Origin of the sequence: Kitasatospora sp. NPDC087314 (assembly GCF_044744365.1) — a bacterium.
GTDB lineage: Bacteria > Actinomycetota > Actinomycetes > Streptomycetales > Streptomycetaceae > Kitasatospora.
Genome location: NZ_JBIUYE010000025.1, coordinates 25,108 through 40,576 on the forward strand (window position 1 = coordinate 25,108; position 15,469 = coordinate 40,576).

11 protein-coding genes are annotated in these 15,469 nt (G+C 73.4%); 2 read left to right on the forward strand and 9 right to left on the reverse strand.

Going from position 1 to position 15,469, the window contains the following annotated elements; translation table 11 throughout:
* Positions 1-80 precede the first annotated feature (80 nt).
* Positions 81-659 carry a hypothetical protein gene (locus ACIO5E_RS37440; RefSeq protein WP_280685330.1) on the reverse strand — a complete coding sequence of 193 codons (579 nt, stop codon included), beginning with the start codon at positions 657-659 and terminating at the stop codon, positions 81-83.
* 398 nt (positions 660-1,057) lie between these two features.
* Complete coding sequence (gene proS, locus ACIO5E_RS37445) at positions 1,058-2,470, reverse strand: proline--tRNA ligase (protein WP_400676657.1); 1,413 nt, start codon at positions 2,468-2,470, stop codon at positions 1,058-1,060.
* A gap of 245 nt (positions 2,471-2,715) precedes the next feature.
* Here proS and ACIO5E_RS37450 point away from each other — a divergent pair, with 245 nt between their 5' ends.
* Positions 2,716-3,540 (forward strand): class I SAM-dependent methyltransferase, encoded by an 825-nt coding sequence (locus ACIO5E_RS37450; RefSeq protein ID WP_400676659.1) that lies wholly within the window; start codon positions 2,716-2,718, stop codon positions 3,538-3,540.
* A 162-nt stretch (positions 3,541-3,702) separates the two neighbouring features.
* On the opposite strand, the gene ftsH is transcribed toward ACIO5E_RS37450, so the two are convergent.
* From ftsH to ACIO5E_RS37485, 7 genes are all read right to left on the reverse strand, one after another.
* The gene (ftsH, locus tag ACIO5E_RS37455; RefSeq protein WP_400676661.1) at positions 3,703-5,625 is read right to left on the reverse strand and encodes an ATP-dependent zinc metalloprotease FtsH; all 1,923 of its coding nucleotides are present in this window, start codon (positions 5,623-5,625) and stop codon (positions 3,703-3,705) included.
* Positions 5,626-5,720: 95 nt separating this feature from the next.
* Positions 5,721-6,263 carry a GNAT family protein gene (locus tag ACIO5E_RS37460; protein ID WP_280685326.1) on the reverse strand — a complete coding sequence of 181 codons (543 nt, stop codon included), beginning with the start codon at positions 6,261-6,263 and terminating at the stop codon, positions 5,721-5,723.
* 60 nt (positions 6,264-6,323) lie between these two features.
* A complete protein-coding gene (gene ffh, locus ACIO5E_RS37465; protein ID WP_400676734.1) occupies positions 6,324-7,889 on the reverse strand; it encodes a signal recognition particle protein in 1,566 nt (521 codons plus the stop codon).
* A gap of 99 nt (positions 7,890-7,988) precedes the next feature.
* Positions 7,989-10,412, reverse strand: coding sequence for a [protein-PII] uridylyltransferase (locus tag ACIO5E_RS37470; protein WP_400676663.1), 2,424 nt, complete (start codon positions 10,410-10,412; stop codon positions 7,989-7,991).
* 155 nt (positions 10,413-10,567) lie between these two features.
* On the reverse strand, positions 10,568-10,906 hold the full coding sequence (locus ACIO5E_RS37475) for a P-II family nitrogen regulator (protein ID WP_400676665.1): 339 nt from the start codon (positions 10,904-10,906) through the stop codon (positions 10,568-10,570).
* Positions 10,903-12,336 (reverse strand): ammonium transporter, encoded by a 1,434-nt coding sequence (locus ACIO5E_RS37480; protein ID WP_400676666.1) that lies wholly within the window; start codon positions 12,334-12,336, stop codon positions 10,903-10,905. The genes ACIO5E_RS37475 and ACIO5E_RS37480 overlap by 4 nt, the downstream gene beginning before the upstream one ends.
* Before the next feature lie 309 nt (positions 12,337-12,645).
* Positions 12,646-14,100 carry a hypothetical protein gene (locus tag ACIO5E_RS37485; protein ID WP_400676667.1) on the reverse strand — a complete coding sequence of 485 codons (1,455 nt, stop codon included), beginning with the start codon at positions 14,098-14,100 and terminating at the stop codon, positions 12,646-12,648.
* A gap of 605 nt (positions 14,101-14,705) precedes the next feature.
* On the opposite strand from ACIO5E_RS37485, the gene ACIO5E_RS37490 reads away from it, so the two are divergent.
* On the forward strand, positions 14,706-15,383 hold the full coding sequence (locus ACIO5E_RS37490) for a bifunctional DNA primase/polymerase (protein ID WP_400676669.1): 678 nt from the start codon (positions 14,706-14,708) through the stop codon (positions 15,381-15,383).
* The last annotated feature ends 86 nt before the right edge of the window (positions 15,384-15,469 follow it).

Here is a 15,469-nt window from a genome sequence, read left to right on the forward strand (position 1 = left end):
CCGCCGGCTTCCCCGTCTTCTTGGTCTTCCGGTCCAACGATCTTTCGGTGACGCGATCTCGCGGTGACGCGATCTCGCGGTTACGCGATCTTGAACGGCTGCTGGCACGCGCCGCAGACGATGGACGCCTGCGCGAGCACCGACGGCACGACCCGGACGTTCCGTCCGCAGCCGCAGACCGCCTTGACCCGGACGCCGCCCCCGGAGGAGCCGTGTCGGGCCGCCGGGCCGCGGAAGGCGCGCGTCGCGCCGTCGCCGGCCACCGCCTCCTGGTGCGCGCCGAGGGCGCGGTCCAGGCGCTCGATGGTCTCCGCGTAGCGCTCCTGGGTCTCCTTGAGCATGGTCACCTGGGAGAAGCCGCTACTGGCGTGCGGTTCGACCGGGTGCGCCAGGCCCAGCTCGGAGGCGAGCATGAGGAAGCGCCGGTTGTGGTAGCGGCCGGCCCGCGAGGTGTCCCGGATGTCCCGGGCCGCGGCCAGACCGTGGGCAGCCTCGTGGAGGAGCCGCTCGAAACCGAGCCGCGTGCCACAGGCCGAAGAGGATTCGCCGATCAGGGCCTCGGGCGAGGCCAGGTCGGGGAGGTCCTGGTGGTGGGCCTGGATGTCACTCCAGGCGGCGGCCAGTTCGGCCGCGAGGACGAGGGGCTGTGTCGTGCTCACGCTAGACCAACGATGGAGTGCGAGCCGATGTTCCGCATGTTCCCGTTCTTCGGGAATTCCCAGGGAACTCCCAGGAATGCATGGTCGCGCGCGAATTGCGCGTTCCGGATCTGACGCAAGACCAACCCCCTGCCGGTTTCGGCCCACCGCAGCTCGACGGGCCTCGTGAATTCCGTCCGGGGGCGGGCTGTCGCCCCCTGGACGTACGGCCCGTGGACCCGCCGAGTTGACAGGGCCACGGGCCGTACACCGTACCGCTATTCCGTTAATACCGGCAGTTGACCGGCCAGTAGGGATGTCCGCGGTCGGGGTGCTCTTCGGACAGTTACCGGATTCTTACCCACCCGCATTCCGGGCAAATGTCGCCGGTAACGGTCATTACCTGCTGGTAACAGGTGTCAGTACGCGCGGGCGACGATCGCGATATTGCCGTCCTGGTCGTCCGCCAGCGGCACCGAGCCGTCGGCCGCGACGATGCAGCGCACCGAAACACCCTGCTCGGCCAGCTTGGCCTCGCCCTCCGGGCCGAGGTCGGCCCAGGAGATCCGACCCCAGCCGGTCGCGGCGGCCTCGACGGCCTCGTCGATGGTCTTGACGTCGACGGTGCGGGCCTCGCGGCGCTCGCGGGACAGACGCAGCAGCAGCGCCTGGTCCTCCTCCAGGATGCCCGGGACCAGCGCGGCCAGGCCGTCGATGGAGACCGGCTCCTTGCCACCGGGGATCCGGCGGGCCAGCATCGCGGTGCCGTTCTCCAGGTCGCGCGGGCCGACCTCGATGCGCAGCGGCACGCCCTTGAGCTCCCAGTCCACCGCGCGGCGGCCGAACGGGGTGTCGGTGCGGTCGTCGACGACCACCCGGACGCCGGCGGCCTCCAGCGTCGCGCCGATCTCGCGCACCTTGGCGATCACCGCGTCGTCGCCCTTGATGGCGAGCACGACGGCCTGGACGGCGGCCAGTCGCGGGGGCACCCGCAGGCCGTTGTCGTCGCCGTGGGACATGATCAGGCCGCCGACCATGCGGGTCGAGACGCCCCAGGAGGTCTGCCAGACGTACTCGCGCTCGGCGCCCTGGAGCTGGTAGGTCGTGTTGAACGCCTTGGCGAAGTTCTGGCCCAGCTCGTGGCTGGTGCCCATCTGCAGCGCCTTGCCGTCGCCCATCATGCCCTCCAGGGTGAGGGTGTTGATGGCGCCGGCGAATCGCTCCTTGGCGGTCTTGCGGCCGAGCACGACGTCGATGCCGAGCACGTTGGTCATGAAGTCGCCGTAGACCTGGGTGTGGATCATCGACGCGTACGCGCGGGCGTCCTCGTAGGTGGCGTGGGCGGTGTGGCCCTCCTGCCAGAGGAACTCGGTGGTGCGCAGGAAGACGCGCGGGCGCAGCTCCCAACGGACCACGTTGGCCCACTGGTTGATCAGCAGGGGCAGGTCGCGGTGGCTCTGCACCCACTTCGAGAAGTACTCGTTGATGATCGTCTCGGAGGTGGGCCGGACGACGACCGGCTCGTCGAGCTGCTTGCCGCCGCCGTGGGTGACCACCGCGAGCTCGGGGGCGAAGCCCTCGACGTGCTCGGCCTCCTTGGTCAGGTAGGACTGCGGGATGAACATCGGGAAGTAGGCGTTCTGCGCGCCGGCCTTCTTGATCCGCGCGTCCATCTCCTGCTGCATCCGCTCCCACAGGCCGTAGCCGTACGGTCGGATGACCATGGTGCCGCGCACCGGACCGTTGTCGGCCAGCTCGGCCTTGTTGATGAGGTCCTGGTACCAGCGCGGGAAGTCTTCCGCCTGAGGGGTGAGAACGGGTGCCTTAGCCATGGCCCGAATGGTACGGGGAGCGGCCCCCTGACTTCGAATCGGTATCACACCACCGGCCGGTGGCCGAACGGCCCGCCCGCGCCCGGGGGGACGGCACCCGCCGTCAGCAGGGGGCGCACGACCGCGACACGGGCGCACCACCCTGCACCCCTCTGGACGCCGGGCCCGACCCGCTGTTCGCTGGAGTGGGGCGGGACTTTGGGGGAGCCGTAGCAGCACACCGAAGGGCCGGATGGGAGGCCGCGATGGCTTCAGCTCGGACGACCGGCACGACCGTACGACCAACAGGCGCACGACCGCACCACCCGCAGCCCGGATCGGCGTGGCCCGCGCGGGCGCGCGACTGGGCGGAGATCCAGGAGCGCATGCTGGTGCCGCTCTACGAGGCGGTCTACGACCGGCTGGAGGTCGGCCCGGCGAGCAGCGTGCTGGGCCTGGGCTGCCGGTCCGGACTGGCGCTGCTGCTCGCCGCCGGCCGGGGCGCCCAGGTCGCCGGCCAGGAGCCGCGGGACGAGCTGCGCGAGCTGGCCCGCAGCCGCCGGCTGCAGGTGTGCGCGGGGGCCCGGCCGCCCGCCGCCGTCCCCCACTCGGCCCATTCGCTGGTGACGGTCTTCGAGCAGTTGCCCGGCTGCGCCGAGCCGGGCCCGGTGGTCGCCGAGGCCGCCCGGCTGACCCTCCCGGGCGGGCACGTGGTGCTCGCCGCCTGGGGCCCGCCGGAGCGCTGCGCGAGCGCCCCGGTGCTGGACGTGGCGCGCCGCAGGGCGGGCCGGACCACCGCGCGCGACCCGTTCGAGCTGAGCACGCCCGGCACGTTGGAGGATCTGCTCGCCCCGGCCGGCCTGCGTCCGGCCGGCAGCGGGCGGGTGAGCTGCCCGTTCGCCTACGCGGACCTGGACAGCGCGGTGCGCGGCCTGCTCTCCACCGGCCTGTTCGAGGCGGCCGAGGAGTTCTCCGGCGCCTCGCTGGTGGCCAAGGAGCTGGAAGAGGCACTGCAGCCGCACCTGCGCGCGGACGGCTCGGTCCGGATGGAGAACGTCTTCCGCTACCTGGTCGCCGAAAGGCCCCGCTGACGGACGCACGGCCCTGCTGCCGGTCGCACGGCCCCGCCGACGGACGCACGCACCGCCGACGGCCCCACGCACCGCCGCCCCGACAGCGGTCACCCGCACCGGTCCGCGGCACACGAAACCGGGGGCGCCCGCCATCACGGCGAGCGCCCCCGGCCGACCGGTTCACGCCTGGTCGAGCGACTTCCTCGGCACCCCGGCCGCCCGGTACGCCTGCTCCTCGTCCAGCGTCTCCGCCTCCAGCAGCGCCGCCGCCAACGCGTCCAGCCGGGCCCGCTGCTCGGTCAGCAGCCGCACCGCCTCGTCGTAGCACTCGGCGACGATGCGCCGGGCCTCCTCGTCCACCGCGTCCAGGGTGGTCGGCGCGGCGGAGAGCCCGTAGGCGCCCTGCGCGTCGGCGGGCACGGCGGTCAGCCGGCCGACCCGCTCACTCATCCCCCAGCGGCCGGCCATCCCCCGGGCGATGTTGGTGACCTGCTCCAGGTCGCTCTCCGCGCCGGTGGTGATCACCCCGTAGACCACCTGCTCGGCCGCCATCCCGCCGAGCGCGCCGATGATCCGGCCGCGCAGGTAGGGCTCGGTGTAGGAGTAGCGGTCGTTCTCCGGGGTGGAGAGGGTGACGCCGAGCGCCCGGCCGCGCGGCACGATGGTGATCTTGCGGACGGGGTCGGCGCCGGGCTGCAGCATGCCCAGCAGCGCGTGCCCGCTCTCGTGGTAGGCCGTCCGCTCGCGCTCCTCCGGCGGCATCACCAGCGGCCGGACGGCACCGAGCTGGACCTTCTCCAGGGCGTCCGAGAGGTCCCGCTCGTTCACCGCGTCCTGCTTGCGCTTGACGGCCAGCAGGGCGGCCTCGTTGACCAGGTTGGCGAGCTCGGCGCCGGTCATCCCGGGGGTGACCTTGGCCAGCCGGGTCAGGTCGGCGTCGCCGGCCAGCGGGACGGTCCGGGTGTGGATGCGCAGGATGGCGGCGCGACCGTCCCGGTCCGGCGGGCTGACGGTGATCCGCCGGTCGAACCGGCCCGGGCGCAGCAGGGCCGGGTCGAGGACGTCCGCGCGGTTGGTCGCGGCGATCACGATGACTCCCTCGGAGCCGGTGAAGCCGTCCATCTCGGTGAGGATCTGGTTGAGCGTCTGCTCGCGCTCGTCGTGCCCGCCCATGCCGCCGCCGGCGCCGCGCTGGCGGCCGATGGTGTCGATCTCGTCGATGAAGATGATCGCCGGGGCGACCTTGCGGGCCTCGGCGAACAGTTCGCGGACCCGGCTGGCGCCGACGCCGACGATCATCTCGATGAACTCGGAGGCGGAGGCGGAGAAGAACGGCACGTCCGCCTCGCCGGCCACGGCCCGGGCGAGCAGTGTCTTGCCCGTCCCGGGCGGGCCGCTCAGCAGGACGCCGCGCGGCATCTTGGCGCCGAGCCTGCGGTACTGCTGCGGGTTCTTCAGGAAGTCGACCACCTCGGTGAGTTCGGCCTCGACCTCGTCGATGCCCGCCACGTCGGCGAAGGTGGTCCGCTTGCCCTGCTCGGCGGTGACCGGCTTGGGCGGGGCCTTGCGGCCGAGCGCGCCGGCACCCATGCCGCCGGCCATCCGGCGGGCGAGCAGCACCCAGATGAAGATCAGCAGCACCATCGGGGCCAGCGAGATCAGCAGGTTGGCGAGGAAGCTGCGCTGCTGGACCACCGGGGACGTGGCGGTGACCTCGACGCCCTGCTGCTGCAGGGTGGTCCACAGGTTGTCGTTGGCGAAGGACGGCCGCTGGGTGGCGAAGTCGGTGTAGTCGCCCTTGCCGCCGTCCGGTTTGGGCTGGGCGCTCTTGAGGGTGCCCTCGATCGCGTCGGCCTTGGCGTAGATCTTGGTGATGTTGCCCTTGTTGAGCTGGTTGTTGAACTCGGTGTAGGAGATCGTGGTGGCGCCGGGGTTGCCGAAGAAGGACAGCAGCAGGTCGGAGATCAGGAACACCACGAGCGCGGTGAGGGCGAGGCCCATCCAGCCGCCGGGCATCCGACGGCGGGGCGGCGGCGGGGGCGGGGCGCCCTCGGACCGCCAGGGCTGGTCAGGGGTCTGGCGTGGCGGCACGGGTTCGGTCACCCATCGGACAATACGGACGCGGGCTCGGGCGAGCCACCCGCAACGCCGCGCCGAGGACGCCCCCGACCGGCCGCGATGCCCCCCCGGACCAGCGGCTACGCCGCGGAACCCGGCCACTCCTCGGCGGTCAGCGCGAAGCGCTCGTGGTCCCGCCAGTCACCCTGCAGGAACAGCATCCGCGGGGTGAAGCCCTCGTGCCGGAAGCCCAGCCGCTTGGCCAGCGCGATCGAACGCGTGTTGCCCGGCTGCACGTTGATCTCCAGCCGGTGCAGGCCCAGCCCGCCGGCCGACTGCGCGGCGAAGCAGTGGTCCAGGACGAGCCGCATGCCCTCGGTCATCCGCCCGGTGCCGGCGTACGGCACGTACGAGTCGTAGCCCAGCGCACCGTTGCAGAACCGGCCCATCACGATGTTGGCGACGTTGACCTTGCCGACCAGCCCGCCGCTCTCCCCGTCGAGGATGAGGAAGGTGCACAGGCCCGGCCCCTGCCGCTCCAGCAGGTCGGCCAGCCCGTCCGGCTCGACCGGGTTCCACCGCCCGATGTGCTCGGCGGAGCGCTTGACCGCCTCGGCGTACATGGCCTTGTCCTCGGCCCGCGGGGCCCTGATCGTCACTCGCACGCCACCATCATCGGACATACGAGCGGCCCGCCGCCCGGAGGGGACCGGACGGCGGGCCGCTGAAGCACCGGACGAGCTCTACAGCAGGTCCTTGAACTCCTTGGGCAGCTCGAAGTCGGCCGGGCCCTTGCCCGCGCCGAGGCCGAACGCGCCGCCGTCGGCCGGGGCCTGGCCGGCGCCCGGGCCGAGCGCGCGGCGCTCGGCGGCCGCGGCCTCCTCCTGCGCGCGCTTCAGCGGGTTGCCGCTCTTGCGCTTGCCCTTGGCCTGCGGGGCCTTCTTGGCGGACTTCTTGGCGCCGCCGCCCATGCCCGGGATCCCCGGCATGCCGGGCACGCCCTTGCCGGAGGCCATCGCGGACATCATCTTGCGGGCGTCGAAGAACCGCTCGACCAGGTTCTTCACCTCGCCGACCTGGACGCCCGAGCCCTTGGCGATACGGGCCCGGCGGGAGCCGTTGATCAGCTCCGGCTCGGCGCGCTCGGCCGGGGTCATCGACTTGATGATCGCGCCGACCCGGTTGACGTCCTTGTCGTCGATGTTGTTGATCTGCTCGCGGATCTGGCCCATCCCCGGCAGCATGCCGAGCAGCTTGGAGATCGAGCCCATCTTCTGGACCTGCTCCAGCTGCGAGAGGAAGTCGTCCAGGGTGAACGCCTTCGGGCCGCCGCGCAGCTTGGCGGCGATCTTCTCGGCCTCCTCCTGCGAGAAGGTCTGCTCGGCCTTCTCGATCAGCGAGAGGACGTCACCCATGCCGAGGATGCGCGAGGCCATCCGGTCCGGGTGGAAGGCGTCGAAGTCGTCGACCTTCTCGCCGTTGGAGGCGAACATGATCTGCCGACCGGTGACGTGCGCGACCGACAGGGCGGCACCGCCGCGGGCGTCGCCGTCGAGCTTGGAGAGCACGACACCGGTGAAGTCGACGCCGTCGAGGAAGGCCTGCGCGGTGGTGACCGCGTCCTGGCCGATCATCGCGTCGACGACGAACAGGACCTCGTCCGGGTCGACCGCGGCGCGGATGTCCGCGGCCTGCTGCATCAGCTCGGCGTCGATGCCCAGGCGTCCGGCGGTGTCGACGATGACGACGTCGTACTGCTTCTGCTTGGCGTACTCGATCGAGTCCTTGGCCACCTGCACCGGGTCGCCGACGCCGTTGCCCGGCTGCGGGCCGTAGAAGGCCACGTTGGCGCGGTCGGCGACCACCTGGAGCTGGTTGACCGCGTTGGGGCGCTGGAGGTCGCAGGCGACCAGCAGCGGGGTGTGCTTCTGGCTCTTCAGCCAGTGGCCGAGCTTGCCCGCGAGGGTGGTCTTACCGGCGCCCTGCAGACCGGCGAGCATGATCACCGTCGGGCCGTTCTTGGCGAACCGCACCCGGCGGGTCTCGCCACCGAGGATCGCGATGAGCTCCTCGTTGACGATCTTGATGATCTGCTGCGCCGGGTTGAGCGCGCCCGAGACCTCGACGCCGAGCGCCCGCTCCTTGACCTGCTTGATGAAGGCCCGCACGACCGGCAGCGCGACGTCCGCCTCCAGCAGCGCGATGCGGATCTCGCGGGCGGTGGCGTCGATGTCCGCCTCGCTCAGGCGGCCCTTGCCCCGGAGGTTCTTGAACGTCGCTGCGAGGCGATCGGAAAGGGTGTCGAACACGTCGTCGCGGGTCCTCTGCGGCATCGGTATCAGTACGGTCGTCGCCCCCCAGGGTATCCGGCCGTCCCGGGTACGGTCTCCACCCGGGTTGCAACGACCTCAGACCAGTGCCGCGCGCACCGCCTCCGCCACCTCCCCGGCCTGCCGGGCGGCGAGCGGTCGGCCCGCCTCGTCGGTCAGGTAGAAGGAGTCGACGGCCTCCGCGCCCAGCGTGGAGACGTGCGCGGTCCGCACCCGGACGCCCGCCCCGTCCAGTGCCCGGCCGATCCGGTGCAGCAGCCCGGGAGCGTCGTGCGCGCGGACCTCCAGGACGGTCGCGGTCGCCGAGACCACCGCGGGCGCCACCGCGACCAGCGGCGGCGGGGTGGGGATGCCCCGGCGGCGCGGGGCGGCGGCGTCCCGTTCGGCCAGCCGGCGCGAGACGTCCAGCGAGCCGTCCAGCGCCCGGCGCAGGTCGGCCCGCAGCCGGGCGGCCTCCGGCAGCTCGCCGAACTCGGCGGCCACCCGCCAGGACAGCAGCAGCACCGGGCCGGCGCCGATCGGGTCCAGCTCGCGCAGGCCGGCCGAGCGGACGGTCAGCCGGTGCAGCGCGAGCACCCCGGCGACGGTGCCGAGCAGCCCGGGCCGGTCCGGGACGGCCAGGGTCAGCTCGACGCCCATCGGTTCGGCGCCCGGTTCCGCCCCGTCGGACTGCGCCAGCAACGACAGCGCGGGCCCGTCGGTCCGGGCGGCCTCCACCGCGAGCCGCTCCTGCTCGGCGGTCGGCGCGGCCTCCGCGGGCCCGGTGCCGACGCCGGCCAGCCGGGCGGCGACCCGGGCCACCAGGCCGTCCACCAGCGAGGCCCGCCAGGCGCTCCACGCGGCCGGGCCGGTGGCGAGCGCATCCGCTTCGGTGAGCGCGTGCAGCAGCTCCAGCTGGGTCGCGGTGCCGACCGCCTTGGTGATCGTCTCGACGGTGGCCGGGTCGTCCGGGTCCCGCCGGGTCGCGGTGTCGACCAGCGTCAGGTGGTGGCGCACCAGCACCGCCAGGGTCTCGGTGTCCTCGGGGCCGAAGCCCATCCGGGCGGCGACGTCGCGGACGATCACCTCGCCGGCCTCGCTGTGGTCGCCGGGCCAGCCCTTGCCGATGTCGTGCAGCAGCGCGGCGACCAGCAAGAGGTCCGGCCGGGCCACCCGGCGGGTCATCGCCGCGGCCCGCACCGCCGTCTCCACCAGGTGGCGGTCCACCGTCCAACGGTGCACGGCGTTGCGCTGCGGACGGCAGCGCACCCGCTCCCAGTCCGGCAGCAGCCGGGTGACCAGGCCCTCCGCCTCCAGCGCCTCCCACACCGGGACGGCCGCCTCGCCCGCGCCCAGCAGGGTGACCAGCTGTTCGCGCGCCTCGTCCGGCCAGGGCACCGGCAGCGGGCGGCACTCCGCGGCCAGTCGGCGCACCGTCGCGTACGAGACGGCCAGCCCGTTCTGCGCGGCGGCGGCCGCGGCGCGCAGCGGCAGCACCGGGTCGGCGGCCGGGCGGGCGCCCTGGGCGAGCACCGCCTCGCCGTCCTGCTCGACCACGCCCTCGGCGAGCGGGCGGCGCTGCACCGCGCCCCGGGCCACCGCGCCCGCGCCGCGCCCGGCACCGGTGAACGGGAAGGCCAGCCGGGGGCTCCGGCGGCCCCGGCCGGCCCGGGCGGCGAGCACCCGGTCCACCGCCCGCCAGGTGACGTCGCTCGCGTAGGCGATGGTGCGGGCGGCCTCGTAGACCTGGCGCAGCAGGGTGTCGGCGTCCAGCACGCCGAGCCGGTCGGCGACCTGGTCCTGGTCCTGGAGGCTGAGCCGCTCGGTGGCCCGGCCGGTGACCAGGTGCAGCGCGTCCCGGACGTCGGCGAGCCGCAGCGCGGCGGCGGCCAGGCCGTCCCGCGGGGCGTCGGCGAGCCAGGTGGCGGCGACGGCGTCGAGCGCGACGACGTCGCGCAGGCCGCCGCGGGCCTCCTTGAGGTCGGGCTCCAGCAGGAAGGACAGCTCGCCGTGCCGCTCGGCCCGCTCCCGGCCGAGTTCGCGCAGCTCCGGCAGGCGCGCGGGGGCGCCGACGCGCCAGTCGGTGAGCACGGCGGAGCGCAGGGTCGCGGTGAGCGCCCGGTCCCCGGCGAGGTGGCGGACGTCCAGCAGGCCGAGCTGGGCCTTGAGGTCGGCGGCGGCGACGGCCCGGGCCTCGGCGACGGTGCGCACCGAGTGGTCGAGCGCGATGCCCGTGTCCCAGATCGGGTACCAGATCCGCTCGGGCAGGTCACGGGCGAGGCGGCCGTCGTGCAGCAGCAGGACGTCGAGGTCGCTGCGCGGGGACAGTTCGCCGCGCCCGTAGCCACCGACCGCGACCAGCGCGACGCCCGGCGGGTCGCCGGCGGCCGCGAGCAGGCCCGCCAGCCAGTCGTCGGTGAGCCGGGCGAGCGCGGTGCGGCGGGGGCGTCCGGCCGGGCCGGGCTCGGCGAGCAGCGCGGCCCGGGCGGCGCCGTAGTCGGAAGGACTGGTGTCGGTGGTCATGCGTGGTCCCGTCCGTCGTGCGGTTGAGCGGGCGGCGCCGGGCGGCCGGCGGGCGGCCGGCGGGCGGCCTGGCGCCGGTACGCCGTCGGCGGGCCGGCGGCCCTCATCGGGACCGCGGGCCCGCCTGTGGCGTGCGGGGGCGGTGCCGGACGCCCTCAGAGGGCGTCCGGGCCGCGCTCTCCGGTGCGGACCCGGACGGCGGTGTCGACCGGGATGCTCCACACCTTGCCGTCGCCGATCTTGCCGGTCCGGGCGGCCTTCACCAGGACCTCGATCAGGGCGTCGGCGTCCTCGTCCTCGACCAGCACCTCGATCCTGGCCTTGGGGACCAGGTCCACGGTGTACTCGGCTCCCCGGTAGACCTCGGTGTGGCCGCGCTGGCGGCCGTAGCCGCTGGCCTCGGTGACGGTCAGGCCGTGCACCCCGAAGGCCTGCAGGGCGGCCTTCACCTCGTCCAGGCGGTACGGCTTGATCACGGCGGTGATGAGCTTCATCGGGCGTCGACCTCGGTCTTCTCGGCGGGCGTGGTGGCGGTCTTCTCGGCGGGCTTCGCCCCGGCCTTGTCGCTGGCCTTGTCGGTGGCCTTCCCGGCGGGCCCGTCCGCGGCCTTCGCCACCGACGGGGCGGTCGCGGCGGCGCCTCCCAGGACCGGCAGGGCCCGGGCCAGGCCCGCACCCACCGCGCTGAAATCGTAGGCGGACTCGGCGTGTTCGGCCTGGTCGATACCGGCCACCTCGACCTCCTCGGCGACCCGGAAGCCGACCGTCCGGTCGATCGCCTTCGCCAGCAGCCAGGAGACGGCGAAGGAGTACGCCGCGACCACGGCCACGCCCATCGCCTGCTTGCCGAGCTGCGCCGGCCCGCCGCCGTAGAACAGGCCCTTGGCGGTCTGGCCGACCCCACCGGTGGCGAACAGGCCGATCAGCAGCGAGCCGATCGCGCCACCCACCGCGTGCACGCCCACCACGTCGAGCGAGTCGTCGAAGCCGAGGCGGTACTTGAGGCTGACCGCGGCGGAGCAGACCGCGCCGGCGATCAGGCCGATCGCCACCGCGCCCAACGGGCTGACCGAGCCGCAGGCCGGGGTGATGGCGACCAGGCCGGCCACCGCTCCGGAGGCGGCGCCCAGCGTGGTGAACGCGCCGTGCCTGAGCTTCTCGTAGACCAACCAGCCGACCAGCGCCGCGCCGGTGGCGACCTGGGTGTTGACCATCGCCATCGCGGCGACGCCGTTGGCGGCCAGCGCCGAGCCCGCGTTGAAGCCGAACCAGCCGAACCACAGCAGCCCGGAGCCGAGCATCACCAGCGGCAGGCTGTGCGGGCGCATCGGGTCCTTCTTGAAGCCGACCCGCTTGCCCAGCACCAGGCAGAGCGCCAGGCCCGCGACGCCCGCGTTGATGTGCACGGCGGTGCCGCCGGCGAAGTCGATCACGCCGTTGCGGTCGCCCAGCCAGCCGCCGTTGCCGCCGTCGAAGAAGAACACCCAGTGCGCGACCGGGAAGTACACGACGGTCACCCAGAGCGCGATGAACAGGCCCCAGGCGGAGAACTTGGCCCGGTCCGCGACGGCGCCGCTGATCAGCGCGGGGGTGATGATCGCGAACATCAGCTGGAAGGTGGCGAACGCGGTGACCGGGATGGTCCCGGTGAGGTCGTTCAGGCCGATGCCGCGCATCCCGAGGAAGTCCAGGTTGCCGATCAGGCCGGCGAAGGAGTCGGGCCCGAAGCTGAGCGAGTACCCGTAGAGGACCCAGAGCACGCTGACGATGCCGAGCGAGAGGAAGCTCATCGCCAGCATGTTCAGCGTGCTCTTGGCCCTGACCATGCCCCCGTAGAAGAAGGCCAGGCCCGGGGTCATCACCATGACCAGGGCCGCACTGATGAGCACGAAAGCGGTGTCGCCCGCGCTGAAGCCGTCCGGCATCGGCGTCTCCTCTGCGTGAAAGCCGATCCACACCCGGGTTACCTGTCCCGTGCCACCCGGGGTGTCGGCGATGAAGAGGAGAGTGCCGAAGGCTGGTTTCGGCCAGTGCGGCCGGTTGTTTCGCCGCCGTGACGCGTGCGACGCGCGGGTTACGCCTACGTGAACCACGGCCCTGCCGCAGGGCCGAACGGGTTACCGTGCCGCCGCGCGGCACCGCCGGTGGCGCACGGACCACCGACCGTGGCGGCGGCGGCCGTCACGGTCGGTGGGGTCCTCGGGGCGGGTCGGCGGACCGCCGGAGCGGGGTCCTCAGACCACCGAGACGTACTCCGGAATGTCCTGAACCACGCGCTCCTTGAGCCGGCTGACCGCGTCCACGCCCTTGAACCGGGCGGCCGCGGCCTCCGTGGTCTTGCGGACCCGGGAGTTCAGCCGCTCCGAGCGCACCTTGGTGGCGATGTCCACCGCCTGCTCGGCCATCACCGCGGCCTGCTCGGCCTCCTTCTGCAGGAGATGGACGCTGGCCATGCCGATCAGGTTGAAGGCGTACGAGCGCACGTGGTCGCCGTCCTGGCGGAACAGGTCCACCGCGCGCTCCATCACCGGCGCGGACATCGAGGCGTACAGCTCGCCGTTGTCGGAGTGGTAGGCGAGGTCACGGAAGGAGTGCGCGTTCTCGGCGTTCAGCTCGGCCGGCGAGAAGAACTTCAGCCAGTCCGGCTCGTCGTCCCCCTCGCGGATGTCGGTGAAGGTGTCCTCGGACAGCCGCACGGCCCGGGCGCAGCGGTTCACCTCGCCGATGGTGGCGTAGGCGCGCGCCTCCATCGCGTACAGCAGGGACTGCTGGCGTGCGGTGGCGGTGTCGCGGCTGCCGTACTGCGCGAGGTGGATCAGATCCAGGGCGTCCTCGCCCCGGTTGAGGTGGATCATCTGGCGGCTCATGTCGGTGAGGATCAGTGCGCCGAACGGGCGGTCGCCCGCCTCCTTGGCCGCGTGCAGGGCCAGCACGTAGTACTTCTGCGCGCTCGGGTGCATCCCGACGTCGTACGACATCCATCCGGCCAGGTGGGCGAGTTCGGCGGTGAGCCGGAACAGCCGCCGGGTGGTGTGCTCGTTGTACGTCTCCTGGAGCAGGTCGGTGACCTCGTGGAGCTGGCCGACGACGGCCTTGCGGCGCAGCCCGCCGCCGTTCTGCGCGTCCCACTGGCGGAACATGACCGTGGTCTGCTCCAGCAGTTCGAGCTCGGGTTCGGACAGCCGGCCGGTGAACGGGTCGCCGCCGTTGGCCGCGGCGAGGATCGGGGTGGGCGCGCCGCTCGGGCCGGGGGTGAGCCAGCGCTGCATCGGCTCGATCAGCGCGGCGCCGGCGGTCAGCGCGAGCGAGGTGCCGAGGAAGCCCCGGCGGTTGAGCATCAGGTCGCTGCGGGAGTAGTCGCTGATCAGCTGGACGGTCTGCGGCGCGCTCCACGGCAGGTCGACGCCGCCACCCACGGTGGAGACCGGGATCGCGGCGCGCAGGCCGAGGTCCTCGATCGAGACCACCGAGCCGAAGCGTTCGGAGAAGAGCTCCGACATGATCTTGGGAATCGGTTCCCGGGGCTGCTCGCCGTCGAGCCAGCGACGCACCCGCGAGGTGTCGGTGGACACGTGGTGGGCGCCGATCTGGCGGGCCCGGCGGTTGACCTGACGGGCCAGCTCGCCCTTGGACCAGCCGCTGCGGGCGAACCACGTGGTCAGCTTCTCGTTGGGTTGCTTCTCTGCCATGGGAACGTCCCCATCCCGCCCGGCCCTTGCGGGGCCCCGATCGTGACGCCCGACGGTTGCGGGCCCTTGCCAGACGTGCCGTGCCTGAGGTGTTGCCGTACCGCACTGTCGCACTGGTGTGCCATCGTTACGGACGGCGCGTCAGATTCCCAACTCCCGTGCCCAGAGGGGCCGGAGTCGACTCCGTGACGACGTCCGTGTGCTGAACGTAATGCCCCGCGCGGCACCCGCGGGAGCGACCCTGGCGAAACGCCACCTTTCGCCACCCCCAGGAGTGAACCGAAGCAACGGCCCGCACGCTTCACTAGGTAGACCGACGGTCCGGCATATGCGGGCCGCCAAGTCCTCCGGCGAAACCCGGCGATTCCCGGCAACCCGCCGCAGCCACAAGCGAGTTTGCCGCCCACCCCGATCGGCGGCCGCCCCGCGTACCCGACGATCCGGCATCGGTACCGCCCGCCACAAGGCGGCGCCCGAGGCGCACCACCGCAACAGGCGCACACCGGGCGCCGCACGCCGCCACCGCACGACGCACCACGCAACGGACCATCAACACACAGTCACCGTCCCGTAACCATCGGCAACGAGAACCTGTTGGGGGAGGCATGGACAACCTGTTCGGCGAACTTCGACTGGGGCACCTGCGGTTGGCACCGCTGGGCGCGCGCCGCCGCACCAAGGTCACCGCGTCCCAGGCCGCCGCGGAGTACACCGGCCGCTGGGGCTGGACGGTCGCCACCGGCGGCCCGGCCGGCTCCGCCACCGCCCCGACCCGCTGTCCCTGCGGCACCGCCCGCTGCGCCGCGCCCGGTCTGCACCCCGTACCGGGCGGCGAGCGCCGGGCCCGGGCCGCGGACGCCGAGGGCTCGGTCCTGTTCCCGACCGGCCGCGCCTTCGACGTCCTGGACGTCCCCGAGCAGGCCGGCCTGCAGGCGCTGGTCCGGCTGGAGCGGATGGGCACCCAGGTCGGCCCGGTGCTCGCCGCGCCCACCGGCCGGCTGCAGTTCCTGGTCGCCGCCGGCGCCGCCCGCCGCCTGCCCGACCTGCTCTACCGGATGGGCTGGGACGACGCCGCGCTCGACCTCGCCTGCCACGGCGAGGGCAGCTACGTGGCCGCCCCGCCCACCGTGCTCGGCGCGCTCGGCCCGGTCCGCTGGCTGCGCCGCCCCACCCGCGACAACGCCGGCTGCCCGCCCGAGGCCCGGCTGCTGCTCGGCACCCTCGCCTACGCCTGCCACCGCGGCCGCGAGCGCACCGCCGAACCCGCCTGGCTCGCGTCGTAACCCGCCCGCCGCCTCGGCCCCGGACACCCGAAGGGGCCCGGGTCCGGCCCGAGGGCCCGGGTGCGGAAGCGGGGCCCGGGCACGCG

Bases quoted from the DNA above. Each gene is read 5' to 3' on its own strand.
- proS (WP_400676657.1), bottom strand. From the start codon at position 2,470: ATGGCTAAGGCACCCGTTCTCACCCCTCAGGCGGAAGACTTCCCGCGC.
- ACIO5E_RS37450 (WP_400676659.1), top strand. From the start codon at position 2,716: ATGGCTTCAGCTCGGACGACCGGCACGACCGTACGACCAACAGGCGCA.
- ACIO5E_RS37460 (WP_280685326.1), bottom strand. From the start codon at position 6,263: ATGTCCGATGATGGTGGCGTGCGAGTGACGATCAGGGCCCCGCGGGCC.
- ACIO5E_RS37470 (WP_400676663.1), bottom strand. From the start codon at position 10,412: ATGACCACCGACACCAGTCCTTCCGACTACGGCGCCGCCCGGGCCGCG.
- ACIO5E_RS37475 (WP_400676665.1), bottom strand. From the start codon at position 10,906: ATGAAGCTCATCACCGCCGTGATCAAGCCGTACCGCCTGGACGAGGTG.
- ACIO5E_RS37480 (WP_400676666.1), bottom strand. From the start codon at position 12,336: ATGCCGGACGGCTTCAGCGCGGGCGACACCGCTTTCGTGCTCATCAGT.
- ACIO5E_RS37485 (WP_400676667.1), bottom strand. From the start codon at position 14,100: ATGGCAGAGAAGCAACCCAACGAGAAGCTGACCACGTGGTTCGCCCGC.
- ACIO5E_RS37490 (WP_400676669.1), top strand. From the start codon at position 14,706: ATGGACAACCTGTTCGGCGAACTTCGACTGGGGCACCTGCGGTTGGCA.